The sequence below is a fragment of the Nonomuraea sp. NPDC050310 genome (genome assembly GCF_040655795.1).
Classification (GTDB): domain Bacteria; phylum Actinomycetota; class Actinomycetes; order Streptosporangiales; family Streptosporangiaceae; genus Nonomuraea.
Genome location: NZ_JBFAKP010000036.1, coordinates 39347 through 52049, shown reverse-complemented (window position 1 = coordinate 52049; position 12703 = coordinate 39347). Strand labels below are relative to the sequence as shown.

Sequence of the window (12703 nt, the reverse complement as noted above, 5' to 3'; positions counted from 1 at the left end):
AGCAGCCGCTCGCCCGCGCCGGCGGTGCGCAGCAGCGCGGCGAGCTCGGTGGCGGTGCGCGCCGGGGGAGAGGTGCCCTTGGGCGGCAGCTCGACCGGGAGTGCGCCGAGCGGGATGAGCTCGCCCACGCCGTCTTCTCACCGTGGTCGCCGGCCTCGTCGTCAGCCTCGTCGTCGGCCGCGGGGGCGCCGCGCTTCGGCGGGCTCGAGACGACGACGGCGCCGCCGGTCAGCGCGGTCAGATCCACCACCCCGGCGGAGGAGGCGGGCGTGGCGGCGGGCGTGGCGGCGGGCGTGGCGGCGGCGGACGGGTGCAGCAGCGGCGCCTCCGCACCGTCGACCGGGTTCTGGGGAGCTGAGCCGGCCGGGGCGCTCATCCCGCTCGCCTTCCCCGTGGCGACCTCGGCGAGCTGGGTCTCGCGGCGCTGCAGGAACTCCTCCAGGTCGTCGACCAGGGCGGGCCAGGCGCTGGTGCCCGGGGTAGAGGGCCTCGGCCGACAACTGCCCCGACAGCACGCTCATCCGGGCGCGGGCGTGGTGCGGGCCGACCGGCCTCGTCACTGCTAGCCCTAGGCTCGCGGGCCTGATATGGGGGTCCCATCGGGACGCTGCCTCCATGCGCCTAGGTACGCAGTGAGTGAGACTGCCACAGAGTTCTACACAATCGACGCTCATGATGCCGATCGACGGACGCTATTCACTTTGTACTCCGATTTCGGAGTTAAGCGTCTGCATCTGTCTTGAACAGGTCTCAGACGACTACTGGGGCGAATAACCTGCGCTGCGGGCTGGGCAAACCAACCCCTCCTCCATTCTGGAGGGTGCGTCGGTGTCGAGAACGTGCTGCCCTTCATTCGTGACGTAAGCGGCCGTCTTTCGCATGCCGTCCGCAACTCCTCCGACACCCTCGATCGCCTCCATGCGCGCCGACAGCCAAGGCGCCGCAAGCACGGCGGCGCCGCAGTCATCGACCGGATACCTGCAGGCCGGGCAGCGGCCCGGGGATAGGCCTCGACCAGCCCGGTCACAGCGCCTCCCCGGCCGCGGCACCACCGGCGGACCGAGACAGTCTGCTGATCGCCTGGACGACCGCCGCGTCTTAGCTGCAGCCCCGCCCGCCCCGTTGCCGAGGCGTGATCAAGATGTGTCAGGATTCCCGGCCTGTCCCTTGAGGAGGAATTCGTTGCAGCGCTTGATCGCCGGGCTCGCCGGAGCCGTCGTCCTGTTCATCGCGGCCGCCCCCGCCGCCGCCCTCGCACCCGCCGACCCGGTGAAGGCGCTCAAGAGTCGGGTGATCGCCGGGCAGGGAGTCAAGGTCACGGACGTCACGTCGTACCTGAGCATGGAGGGCAAGACGGCCTTTTTGCGGCGCACCGGAGCGCTGCAGTACGGCAAGCCCGTTGCGGGCGGCACGGGAACTGTCGCCGCCGCCGACCTGCGCAGTATGTACATTCCGCACGACGGCCTCGTGTTCGAGGCCATCGATAACCTGCTGGGTGACGAGCGCACGATCACCGTCGGCAGGTACAGCTACACCAAGGGCTCCAAGCTGTTCGGTGCGACGCAGGAGGGCAAGAGCTGGGTCAAGCTCAAGCGCACCATGCCCGGCGGGGTGAGCGGCATGTACAGCCAGGCCGTGAACGCGGCCGAGCCTGCGACGCTGCAGGTTCTCATCAAGCATGGCGAGCGGTCGGGCCGGACGTACAAGGGCACGGTCGATGAGGCTGCCCTCTGGAGGGCGTCACCCTGGTACCGGGCCGCCACGATCGTCAAGCCCAAGGACGGCACGCTGCAGTACGAGCTCACCCTGGGGACGAACGGCCTGCCCCAGCGGCTCGTCACCTCCCACCCGGCCAAGGAGCACTGGGTGGAGAGCCTGGTCAACGACGACATCATCACCATCGACACCCGTTACACGGGCTGGGGAGGCAAGGTCCGCGTGACGGTCCCTCCGAAGAACCAGGTGCAGACAGGCTGACCGGGATCGCAGGGCTGAACGCGGTGACTTCCACGTCGCGCTGGTTGGGCACATGGCCGGCGTCGACCTCGACGCCGAGCTCCAGCCTTTCACCAGGTGCTCACCCGCGCCGGGCATGAGGTAACCCGAGGGACGAGGGCGGTGCCTTCGCCGCCTCACCGCCCGAGTGCCGCGGCCCCGTGCCACCACCGACCGTCCGCACCGTTTTCTCCCGCCGTGCCCTTAAGCCTGAACCACCGGACCCCGACTGGAAAAGGTGATCCAGGCGTGCGCCCGCTCATGACTCTGCCACAACGGCACCTCGCCGCTGCCATGGCATCAGCAAGGTGAGCTGCGGAGACCATGAAGCCAGTTCCCCCTACCGGGAGATAGTCCACGAGCAGGGCGGACCGCTCGCGGTGCGGAGGAGCTTCAGGGCGTGTCATGCGCGACGATGTACCGCTCGTGATGCAGGCGAAGCCAGGCCTCGGTGATCTCTTCTCCCGTGACGCGCCCCGCGAGGACAAAACCTTCCGACAAGATTTCGGGAGCTCTTTCATCCCAGGCGACGTCCTCGATGGTGGAATGGAGAAGGGGGAGTCCGTCAGTGAGATGCGGGAAGAGCCGGTGCGCCTCGTACAGGTCCACACACTTAGCCGGGCCGCCGTCCTCCGCCCAGAACAATTTGGTGATGTCGCTGAAATGGGTCGCCAACACGAGGACCTGCCCGCCATTGCGAGAGAGGCTGGAAAGAGTCTCCGGCTCGATGAGGCGCCACCCTTGGACCTCCATGCAGATCGTCCAGTCGCCCTCATTCGCTTCACCGATCAGATAAACGCTTGAGTAGTCCCCCCACGCCGGGTCCAGCTCAGCGCCTTCCAACGGATCGGCAAGCGTCACGCTGGTGGCGTGGTCCAGGCGGGCACCGAGGCGGTGAGCGCTCTGCTCGACATCGATGCCCCTGATCCAGGCGATGCCGAAGTGGTGTGTCAGGTGCGGGTCGATCCGGAAGAGGATGTCGTGAAAGTAGGATTTCGAGTGCATTGAATCGTTTCCCTTTGCCGATGAGCTGTCGACCGCGGCGTGCCCGAGTCAATGATCGACACGAGCCGGTCCGGCGTGATCTCGAACGCCGGCACCCGCGTGAGCTCCCGCGTCGCGGCCTCGGCGATCGCCCGGGGGCGTCAACCGCCCACAACGTCATGGACTCCAGACCACAAGCGGTTCGCCTGGAACGTATCCTCGCCCGGGCTTGCGCGGTGGTGTCGTGCCTGCTTGCCGAGACCCTCCAGGCGGTTACTGGCCGATGGATGCTGTGCGCCGAGGGCTTTCCCGCTCTCGAAGCCGCGGCTGTTCTTGATCACGTAGTGCTGGAAGCTGGGCGATGTCTCCGCCAGGCGGGGCGTGCATCCTTGATACTCCCGGCTTGGCCATTTCATGCGGATGCTGACGTCCAAGTGGGGGCGCTTGCCCCGCCAGCATGCTGGCCGCGGTCGCCGGACCGGCAGCGGGTGCGCCTTGCTCGGCGTGCTGGACGACGAACGCAGCGGTGGCGAGACGCTGACCAACACGGGGGTGGGGCGGTGGTCGGTGGGCGGGCGGATGTCGGCGGCGTGCGACCGATACAAGCTGCCGTTAGGTGAGGAACAGTCAAGCTGGGACGGTGCAGGGCGCTGGTTCTGCAAGAGCGACCGCACCGGCAAGCCAGTGGGTGGCCGAACCTTGGTTGACGGTTGTCAAAGAGCCGGGCACAAGCCGACGTGTCGTCGCAACCTCCTTCACCATTTCCACGCGCCTTCGGGAATACGGAAGAGAGCTCGTTGACCGGTGAACCAGTCTTGATCGATGAATCGGCCGGTGACACGACCGAGGAGCAGGAGGTAATCGTTCATCTCCTCTTGCTTGCTTCCTCCCCGTGTCGGGGACACCTCGTGTTCGGCGAAGACGTCCTCGAGCTCGCCCCCGAGGTTGGCATCGCATCCGTGCTGGCCTCTGCCTAGGCCATCACGCCAGTAGGAGAGTCCCTGAACTCCTTCGAAGTTGTACTCCAAGAAGAAGAGTCTGCGACCTCCTTCACTGAGCGGAGTCGGCACCACACCGGGTCCTTGCAGACCGATGATGTGCAGCCAGCCCGGGGCGTGTTCCCCTACCCAGACGACCTCCTCCCCTATGGACAAGGGGTCGTACCAGGTCAACGCTGCTTGGAGATCGCAGTCGAGCCTGCTGGACAGGTCGGCTCGAAGCTGGCGGGCGACGGCTTCGACGTCATCACCCTCCAGCCAGGTTCCGGCGAACCCTTCTGAGAAGCCGTGCGAGGAGAGAAGCTCCCACTGGTCGTCCGCTGGCCGCGGTCGCGCGCTCTTCACCATCATGGACCCCTTCATGCAGGCAAACCTGCACCCATCACGGCTACCCGCTGTCCGATACCTGATGTTTCGGTCGGCAATATGAGTGTGGAGCAACAGTAAAGGAAGATCTATCTATAGCCCCCTGCGGGCTCAAAAATAGGACTCGATGTCTGACTTGCGGGTCCTCGGTAGCGTCAGCTGGCGATCTGGTACTCGTTGACGAGACCGCCGAGTATGGGCCTGCGGTGGACCCAGTGGCTTGCCAGATGGACTGGTAAGGGCGGCCGGTTTCAGCTTGGGATGGGGTCAACTCTCGGAGGCCGGCGGCTGCCCGCCTCGGCGAGGGAGTCCTCCGGTGCCCCTCACCGCCCGCCTGTCCGACATCGGCCTTCTCGACGCCACCCACGAGGACCTGAGCTACGGTCTGCCCTGATCAAGCGTCCACCGACTGCGCCCGCGTCTCGACCTGCGCTGTCCAGCCTGCGGCTGGACCAGGCACGCCATAGTGAGCCCTGTAGGGACGCGATTCGTCGCTCACGACGTCGCCAACCCGGAGTGCTCCTACCGCCGCGAGTCCCACGATCACCCCACCTCAAGGTGCAGTACGCCCGCCTGTCTCGCGCGGCCGGGTGGCACGCCGGCGGAGAAGTCGCCGGAAGCGGCTGGCGGTCAGACCCTCTGGCGACCCATCCGCAGACCGGACGCAAGATCGCCTGGGAGATCCGCACACGCCGCCCTCATCAGTCACCGTGCCCGGCTGTCTACTGATCGTTACGGCCCTCGCTGCCTCGCGCCCATCGGCCTTACTCGTCATCAGCCCAGTCTCGCCACCTCATGGTGTCCGTCGCCTGGCGGACAGCGATCCACCGATCGGTGGATCGCCAGGTCCCGACCACTGGTCGATGCCCGAAAAGCGCTGGTCATAGCAGGCTGAGGAGCCACAGCACCTCGCCGGAAGGACAGGCATGCCACCAGTGATCGAGGTACGCAACCTCCACAAGCGCTATGAGGACAAGGTCGCGGTCGACGATGTCTCGCTCACCGTTCAGGAGGGTGAGATCTTCGGCATCCTCGGCCCGAACGGCGCCGGCAAGACGACGACCGTGGAGTGCATCGAGGGCCTCCGCATGCCGGATCGCGGTGAGATCAGGGTGCTCGGGCTCGACCCTCTTCGAGACCATGCCGAGCTGACCCGGCGGCTCGGCGTCCAGTTGCAAGCCGGCCACCTCCCCGAGCGGCTACAGGTCGCCGAGGCCCTGGAGCTCTACAGCTCCTTCTACCCCGAGCCCGCCGACTGGCGTGTGCTGCTGGACGGCCTCGGCCTGGCGGACAAGGCCAAGACCAGGTACGGCAAGCTGTCCGGCGGCCAGGTACAACGGCTCTCGATCGCGCTGGCGCTCATCGGCAGCCCGAGGGTGGCGATCCTCGACGAGCTCACCACCGGTCTCGACCCGCAGGCCCGACGCGACACCTGGGACCTGATCGAGGGCGTGCGCTCTCGCGGGGTGACGATCGTGCTGGTCACTCATTTCATGGAGGAGGCCGAGCGGCTGTGCGACCGGCTCGCGCTGATCGACGCCGGCCGCGTCGTCATGGTGGACACGCCGACCGGTCTAACCGAGCGGGCGCGCATCGAGCAGCGGATCCAGTTCCGCCCGTCCAGGCCGATGGACGACCGGCTGTTGACGAGCCTGCCCGACGTCTCGGGCGTCACCCGCCGGGGCGAGCTGGTCATCGTCAACGGCAACGACAACGCACTCAACGCCGTCACCACCGTGCTGGCCCGCTACCAGATCGTGGCCGAACAGCTGCGCGTCGAGCGGGCAAGCCTCGAGGACGCGTTCGTCCAGCTGACCGGCAAGCGCCTCGAACCCGGCCCCTGATAACACATCACAGAGAGAGGACCTCATACCCATGTCAGCCCTGCGCACCACCGCACCCCCCGTCACCGCCGGGCTAGGTTCCGCGACGTGGCGGCTCATCAAAGCCGAGAGCACGTTGTGCGTCCGAGACAAGGTCGCCCCCCTCTGGGGTATCGGCTTCCCGCTGGTCCTGTTGATCGTCCTCGGCAGCGTCTCCGATCTGCGCGAGCCCGTGGAGGGCGGCGGCGGCCTGACGTACTTCGACCTGTACGTCCCTGTTCTGATCCTGTTCAATCTGGCCATCCTGGCCACGGCCTCCCTGCCGACCACGCTCGCGGGATACCGGGAGAACGGCGTGCTGCGGCGCATGCGGACCACGCCGGTCGGCCCGGCCCGCGTGCTCGCCGCCCAGCTCGTGGCCAACTTCGTCATCGCGGTCGTCGCGATGGTCCTGTTCCTCGCGGTGGCCTGGTTCGGCTTCGACGTCGACCTGCCGAAGCACCTTCTCGGTTTCGCCCTCGCCTGGCTGCTCGCGGCGGCCGCGCTGCTCTCGATCGGCCTGCTGATCACCGCGCTCGCGCCCGGGCGTGCCCCGGCCACCGCGATCGGCACGGTGCTGTTCTTCCCGATGATGTTCTTCGCCGGACTCTGGGTGCCGATCTCGCAGATGCCGCCGCTGCTGGCAGACATCGCCCACTACACCCCGCTCGGCGCGGGCATGGGGGCGTTCCAGGACGCGTACGTGGGTCACTTTCCGTCCGCCGTGCCGCTGCTGACCCTGGCGGCCTATGCGACGGTGTGCGCGTTCATCGCGGTCCGCTGGTTCCGCTGGGAGTAGGCGCCGGGAATAGAATCTCGTGGGGAGAGGGAGTTTTGAGCAGGAAGATTTCGCAGCAGCCGCCGTTCCTTCTGGTCAACGTGGTGCCGTACGCGCTGCTGGCGCTCCTCGTCGTGATCTTGATGATCGTGGAGGACTGGTCGGGCGGCGCCCTGCTCATCGACCTCGGCCTGTGCGGGCTGGCGGCCGCGTGGATGCTCGGCATGTTCACCCTGCGTCCCGGCTGGTGGGACCAGCCATGGATCATGGGGATGTTCGTCGCGGGACTACTTGTGATCACCGCGGTCCTGGTGGCCCGTCACCCGGTTTTCGGGCTCTTCACCCCTGCCGCCTACATCTACTCCTTCACGGTGCTGCGCTGGCCGTGGCGGCTGCTGGGCGTGGCCGCCGCGGCGGTCCTGGCCGGTACGGCGCAGGCATCCGGTCTCCCCAAAACGGACGTGCTGGGCCTGGCAATGTACGGGATCATCGTCGCCTTCAACATCGCCATGATGTGCGGCTGCGCCTGGGTCCTGCGACTCGCCGAGCAGGAGGAGGAGCGGCGCGAGCAGACCCTCGAAGAGCTGAGCCGGACGAACCGGCTGCTCGAGGCCTCGCTCGCCGAAAACGCCGGCCTGCATGCCCAGCTGCTCGCCCAGGCCAGGGAGGCGGGCGTGCTCGACGAGCGCCAGCGGATGGCTCGCGAGATCCATGACACCCTGGCGCAGGGACTCACCGGCATCATCGCGCAACTCCAGGCGGCCGAGCAGATGCACGAGGTCCCAGCGCCGTGGCGCCGGCCCTTCAACGCCGTCAAGAACCTGGCCAGGGAAAGCCTGGCCGAGGCACGGCGCTCGGTCGACGCACTGCGGCCCGAACCGCTGCAGACCGCGCGCCTGAGCGACGCACTCGCCGACGTCACCGACCGGTGGTCGAAGCTGCACGGGATCGCCGTCCAGGTCACGACGACCGGCACGGCGCGCCCGCTGACAACGGAGGCCGAGTTCGCGCTGTTGCGGACTGCACAGGAGGCGCTGGCCAACGTGGCCAAACACGCGCACGCTAGCAGAGCCGGGGTGACGCTGTCCTACCTGGAGAACGAGGTGGCACTAGACGTGCGCGACGACGGCAAGGGCTTCGACCTGGCGCGCCTTGAGGCCGGCGGCTTCGGCCTGACGATCATGCGGCAGCGCGTGGAAGAGCTGTCCGGCAGCCTGCGTATCGAGTCCGAGCCCGGCGCTGGCACCGGCATCTCGGCCTGCATCCCTTGTCCGCTGACCGGGAGCGGCGCATGACCGGCGCCCCGATCCGGCTGCTGATCGCCGACGACCACCCTGTTGTCCGGGATGGGCTGAGCAGTATGTTCGCTTCCGCGCCCGGATTCGAGGTGCTGGGCGCGGCCTCTGATGGCGCTGACGCGGTGCGGCTGGCCCAGGAACTGCGGCCCGACGTAATTCTGATGGATCTGCGTATGCCGGGCATGGACGGGCTGGCCGCGATCACCGAGTTGACCCGACTCGGCGTCACCGCGCGCGTGCTGGTGCTGACGACCTACGATTCCGACACCGACGTGCTGCCGGCGATCGAGGCGGGCGCGACCGGCTATCTGCTCAAGGACTCCCTCCGGGAGGACCTGCTGCGTGGTGCGCGGGCCGCGGCCAGGGGCGAGAGCGTGCTGTCTCCCTCGGTGGCGGCTCGGCTGATGAACCGGATGCGGGCACCCGCGCCGCAGCTGCTCAGCCCCCGCGAGCTGGAAGTCCTCGAACTTGTGGCGGCCGGGAACACCAACCGCGAGGCGGCCGTCCGGCTGTTCATCACGGAGGCCACTGTCAAGTCCCACCTGCTGAACATCTACACCAAGCTTGGGGTGAACGACCGCGCCGCCGCCGTCACCGAGGCGTTCAACCGCGGGCTGCTCATTCCGCGGACGCCCGGACAGCCTTGACCCGCGGACTTTCCGCTCAGGTGTTGAATCGGAAGATGGCGTGTGGGCGGCGCTGATCGCCGTCACCCTCCTGTTCGCGCAGATGTTCGCCCCTATCCTGCCTGAGAGCGTCTTTCTACGGCTGCGAGACAGGCGGCGGGGGATGCCGCCGCACGCCCTCCCCAAGATCGCTCGTCGCTCATAGCGGGTCATCTGACCGGTGGCCCTCGGTGCTCCGCCCCGGCCCGAGGTCGAGTTGTTTGCTCATGTCGCGCTCGAACCCGCCGTACAGGTTCAGATGGGACCAGAACAGAGCCGACAGGGCGCGCCGAGTCGGCGTCGGTGCGCTTTTTCGCCACTTCGGCTCGGCCAGGACGATCTGTACCGTCCTGGTGTTCAGATAGACGATCGCCGTTGTCCAGGTGAAGGGCCAGTGCGGAGACCTCGACATGCTCACGATCGTCACCAGTCAGATCATCGGCCTTGCCGTACAAGATGTCCTTATTGGCCGAGTTCCAGCTTCTCCACCACGTTCAGGCCCTCGTGAATTTCGCGGCGCAGCATCTGATGGGTCTCGGCGGTGTCCAGCCGTAGCGCCGTCGTGTACTCGATCATCTGATCGTACTGGTTGGCGATCAATTCGAAGTCGCTCGTCTTGCCCGACCACACGCTGTCTAACTGTGCCCAAACCTCGCCCTCGGTCAGGCTCCGGCCGGTACAGTCGGGCCGAGCCGATGTTGTAATCACCCGGCTAGCGCCTGGTATGCCGCACGTATGATCGACGTAACACGCCACGGGTATAACGCTTTGTTGCTTTGCGGCCAGGCTCGCAATGGAATCTCTGGCCAAATCGCACAACATTGGTTACAGAGCGCTACTTTGCGGCTGGTGACCCGGACCGGAATGGGGGTCTGCCTGGCCACCAGGCGGCCTGACAGCAGAACGGTTAGCGAGCAACGCGACCTGCAGAAACATCCCGGTTGCGTTATCGAGGCGGCGAGCGCCGGACTCATCCCCGAACGCCCCGCGTGATTTCGTCGGCGATGAGTAGCAGCGTTTGTCGGTCAATTTGTACAGCGCCTGTGGGCGATGCGGGATGAGGATGTCGGTGAGAAGTAACAGGACTGGGATCGCCATTACCCTCCTCGGCAGTCGCGGTGGTGGTGCGTCCTCCGTCGCAGGTAAAGATCGTTCGTCCTCGGCTTCGCCTCCGGGCGCTCCATCTTGATCTGCTCCTCTGGCCGTGCGAGATGAGCCGCTGTCCGAGCAGGGGCTGAAATGGCTAGGGACACATCCTGAGTGCGGGCGACGAGACCCCTTAGGCGCGCAAGTGGTCATCAATGGGACACTATGGCTGAAACATCCCCTGATGAGTGGAGAGAGTTATGTCGTTCCAGGCGTACCTGGACAACATCGAGGACAAGACCGGGCTGACGCCCCGGCAGTTCATCGCGTTGGCGAAGGAGCGCGGCTTCGATGACCCATCCACGAAGGCGGGGGCGATCGTCGAGTGGCTGAAGCAGGACTATGACCTGGGGCGCGGGCACGCGATGGCGCTGGTGCACGTGATCAAGAAGGGGCCGAAGATCGACGCCAAGCATGTCGGCAGTGTTGGCTCCCACCGGGACGAGTCCGACACGCTGTGGCTGGACGGGAAAGCGAGTAAGCCTCAGCCGAGCTGAACACCGGCGTGGGAGGAGCGGGGCTGGGTCAGCTTGCAGCGGCGTTCTGGCTGGTCGCGGCGTTCTGTGCTTGGATTTTGGCCAGCCGGTAGGACTGGGTGCCGGTCTCGATGATGTTGCCGCCATGATGATGGGGATGTAGCCGTGCAGTCCGCGGCCGAACTCCGTGCCTCCTGCGGGGACGCCGTGCTCACCAGCGGGGAGCTTTGCTCACCGTGGCGGCTGGTCAGCGCGCTGGCTGCATCTGCGCGACCGGCCTCGACCTGCATCTGGATGCCACCACCACGGTCGCAGGACGACTCGACGTCACGGGGAAGGCATTGACTCCTGAGCGGGTTCGACTAGCTCACGGGGGTGCGAAGTCCTCGGAACGGGCGGACGGCCATGAGGGCGTCGGGTCGTGCGCGTACTGGCGATCACCAGCCGAGGCGCGACGGGTCCGTTTCGAAGGCCGAGGCCCGAGCCGTTACCACGACGTGAGGCGGCCCGGCTGTGCCCTTGTGGAGTCTTGAGGCGAGCTTTGCCGCCGCCACGACCCCGATGACCGGCTGAATCCCTACTTCCCTGTGATCATGAGGAAGTGGAGATACACGGTCTCAGCCGCCGAACCGCGCTGCACGGCGGGCTCGCGGCGATCGGCGGCCTGGCCTTTCCGCCCCTTGCTCCCGGCCCGAACAAGCCGTCGCCGGTCCGGCGGGAGAACCGGCGGCCCGGAAGTCCCGGTTGGGACGACGGCCTTCGCTCCTTCGACGATCTCCGGGACATCCAGGGGTATCCCTCCTCTCCCAGCGTCGATGTGGGCGAGTCCATCGCCTTCCACGTCTCGACCGGTTCCCGGGCGCTGCCGTTCCGGGTCGAGGTGTACCGGATCGGCCATTACGCGGGGGCCGGCGCGCGGTTCATGATGCGCAGTCCCGTGCTGCAGGGGAGTGCGCAGCCGGTTCCGCGCAAAGGCCCGCACAACGTTATCCGATGTGGGTGGAAACCGTCCTGGCGGTTCACCGTCCCCCGGTCGTGGACCTCCGGGCTCTACGTCGCGTCCTTCGTGGACGCGCACGGGCGCCGCGGGCACACGCCCTTCGTGGTGCGCGACGACCGGGCCAGAAGCGCGTACCTGGTCGTGCTGCCCTTCACCACCTACCAGGCGTACAACCTGTTCCCGGCCAACGGCGTGCTCGGGGCCAGTCTCTACTACGGCTACGTGCGGGCCACCGACATCGCCGCGCTCGACCGCCCGGCTCCGGACGGCGTGGTGTACCAGGGCAAGCCGATCCCGGGAAAGAAGTACGTCCTGCACTACCCGGCCAGGGCCAGGACCGTCTCCTTCGAGCGGCCGTACGCCTGGCACGGGCTGCCGTCGGGATTCCACCTGGATCTGGCCTTCATCCGGTGGGCCGAGTCCATGGGCCTCGACCTGTCGTACGCCACCAGCCTCGATCTGCACGCGGGCCGGGTACGGCCGGCCCGTCACCGGGCGCTCGTCTTCAGCGGGCACGACGAGTACTGGTCGAGCCCCATGCGGCACGCCGTGGAACGCGCGATCACGTCCGGAGTCAGCGTGGCGTTCATGGCCGCCAACAACGTCTACTGGCGGGTACGGCTGGGCGGCGGCGACCGCCCCGATCTCACGTGCTTCAAGACCGATCCCGATCCCGGGGGAGGGCTCGGCACCAGCACCTGGCGGGTGCTGGGCGGCAAGGGCGAGCATGCCGAGCAGCGGCTGCTGGGCACCCAGTATCTGGGCATCGTCACCGGCCAGGCGCCGTTGATCGTCCGCGAGTCGCGGCACTGGTTCTGGAAGGGCACGGGTGTGCGCGACGGCGACGCGCTCAAAGGCCTCGTCGTCGGCGAGGCCGACGGCCTGGCCCCCCGCATGCCGCGCCCGGCGGCGCGCGGCTGGTTCCTGTCGGAGTCACCGGTCGCCACGACGCAAGGCGGCACCGTCCAGCGCACGAGCCTGTATCGGGCGCCCAGCGGAGCCTGGGTGTTCAACGCGGGCACCCTCGGCTGGACCCCGGCGTTGCTGACCGACGCGCGGATCAGGAAGGCCACCGCCAACCTCATGGAGCGAATGGCGCGCCGCGCGAACCGCAGGTGACCGGACGCTTTCGTCG

General features: G+C 67.3%; 12 protein-coding genes. 8 read left to right on the top strand and 4 right to left on the bottom strand.

Annotated elements, in window-relative coordinates; translation table 11 throughout:
* The first annotated feature begins 269 nt into the window (after window positions 1-269).
* Both AB0I67_RS41205 and AB0I67_RS41200 read left to right on the top strand, forming a co-directional pair.
* The gene (locus AB0I67_RS41205; protein ID WP_357936084.1) at window positions 270-566 is read left to right on the top strand and encodes a hypothetical protein; all 297 of its coding nucleotides are present in this window, start codon (window positions 270-272) and stop codon (window positions 564-566) included.
* A 625-nt stretch (window positions 567-1191) separates the two neighbouring features.
* On the top strand, window positions 1192-1977 hold the full coding sequence (locus tag AB0I67_RS41200; protein ID WP_357936082.1) for a hypothetical protein: 786 nt from the start codon (window positions 1192-1194) through the stop codon (window positions 1975-1977).
* Window positions 1978-2388: 411 nt separating this feature from the next.
* On the opposite strand, the gene AB0I67_RS41195 is transcribed toward AB0I67_RS41200, so the two are convergent.
* Both AB0I67_RS41195 and AB0I67_RS41190 read right to left on the bottom strand, forming a co-directional pair.
* Window positions 2389-3000, bottom strand: a complete 612-nt coding sequence (locus tag AB0I67_RS41195; protein ID WP_357936079.1) for a DUF6461 domain-containing protein — start codon at window positions 2998-3000, stop codon at window positions 2389-2391.
* Window positions 3001-3734: 734 nt separating this feature from the next.
* On the bottom strand, window positions 3735-4328 hold the full coding sequence (locus tag AB0I67_RS41190) for a hypothetical protein (protein ID WP_357936077.1): 594 nt from the start codon (window positions 4326-4328) through the stop codon (window positions 3735-3737).
* Between the two features lie 941 nt (window positions 4329-5269).
* Here AB0I67_RS41190 and AB0I67_RS41185 point away from each other — a divergent pair.
* Genes AB0I67_RS41185 through AB0I67_RS41170 form a run of 4 tightly spaced genes read left to right on the top strand, consistent with a single transcriptional unit; the run spans window position 5270 to window position 8928 of the window.
* A complete protein-coding gene (locus AB0I67_RS41185; protein WP_357936074.1) occupies window positions 5270-6187 on the top strand; it encodes an ABC transporter ATP-binding protein in 918 nt (305 codons plus the stop codon).
* A gap of 31 nt (window positions 6188-6218) precedes the next feature.
* Window positions 6219-7004, top strand: coding sequence for an ABC transporter permease (locus tag AB0I67_RS41180; RefSeq protein WP_357936071.1), 786 nt, complete (start codon window positions 6219-6221; stop codon window positions 7002-7004).
* 35 nt (window positions 7005-7039) lie between these two features.
* Window positions 7040-8278 carry a sensor histidine kinase gene (locus AB0I67_RS41175; RefSeq protein WP_357936069.1) on the top strand — a complete coding sequence of 413 codons (1239 nt, stop codon included), beginning with the start codon at window positions 7040-7042 and terminating at the stop codon, window positions 8276-8278.
* Window positions 8275-8928, top strand: a complete 654-nt coding sequence (locus tag AB0I67_RS41170; RefSeq protein WP_357936067.1) for a response regulator transcription factor — start codon at window positions 8275-8277, stop codon at window positions 8926-8928. The genes AB0I67_RS41175 and AB0I67_RS41170 overlap by 4 nt, the downstream gene beginning before the upstream one ends.
* 178 nt (window positions 8929-9106) lie before the next feature.
* On the opposite strand, the gene AB0I67_RS41165 is transcribed toward AB0I67_RS41170, so the two are convergent.
* Both AB0I67_RS41165 and AB0I67_RS41160 read right to left on the bottom strand, forming a co-directional pair.
* Window positions 9107-9373, bottom strand: coding sequence for a Tn3 family transposase (locus AB0I67_RS41165; RefSeq protein WP_357936064.1), 267 nt, complete (start codon window positions 9371-9373; stop codon window positions 9107-9109).
* A gap of 35 nt (window positions 9374-9408) precedes the next feature.
* The gene (locus tag AB0I67_RS41160; RefSeq protein ID WP_357936061.1) at window positions 9409-9576 is read right to left on the bottom strand and encodes a hypothetical protein; all 168 of its coding nucleotides are present in this window, start codon (window positions 9574-9576) and stop codon (window positions 9409-9411) included.
* 716 nt (window positions 9577-10292) lie between these two features.
* Here AB0I67_RS41160 and AB0I67_RS41155 point away from each other — a divergent pair.
* Together AB0I67_RS41155 and AB0I67_RS41150 are read left to right on the top strand one after the other, a co-directional pair.
* A complete protein-coding gene (locus tag AB0I67_RS41155; protein WP_357936058.1) occupies window positions 10293-10589 on the top strand; it encodes a DUF4287 domain-containing protein in 297 nt (98 codons plus the stop codon).
* Between the two features lie 580 nt (window positions 10590-11169).
* Complete coding sequence (locus AB0I67_RS41150; protein ID WP_357936055.1) at window positions 11170-12687, top strand: N,N-dimethylformamidase beta subunit family domain-containing protein; 1518 nt, start codon at window positions 11170-11172, stop codon at window positions 12685-12687.
* Window positions 12688-12703 lie beyond the last annotated feature (16 nt).

Excerpts from the sequence above, each read along its gene's own strand:
- AB0I67_RS41195 (WP_357936079.1), bottom strand. The coding sequence starts at position 3,000 with ATGCACTCGAAATCCTACTTTCACGACATCCTCTTCCGGATCGACCCG.
- AB0I67_RS41190 (WP_357936077.1), bottom strand. The coding sequence starts at position 4,328 with ATGATGGTGAAGAGCGCGCGACCGCGGCCAGCGGACGACCAGTGGGAG.
- AB0I67_RS41185 (WP_357936074.1), top strand. The coding sequence starts at position 5,270 with ATGCCACCAGTGATCGAGGTACGCAACCTCCACAAGCGCTATGAGGAC.
- AB0I67_RS41180 (WP_357936071.1), top strand. The coding sequence starts at position 6,219 with ATGTCAGCCCTGCGCACCACCGCACCCCCCGTCACCGCCGGGCTAGGT.
- AB0I67_RS41170 (WP_357936067.1), top strand. The coding sequence starts at position 8,275 with ATGACCGGCGCCCCGATCCGGCTGCTGATCGCCGACGACCACCCTGTT.
- AB0I67_RS41155 (WP_357936058.1), top strand. The coding sequence starts at position 10,293 with ATGTCGTTCCAGGCGTACCTGGACAACATCGAGGACAAGACCGGGCTG.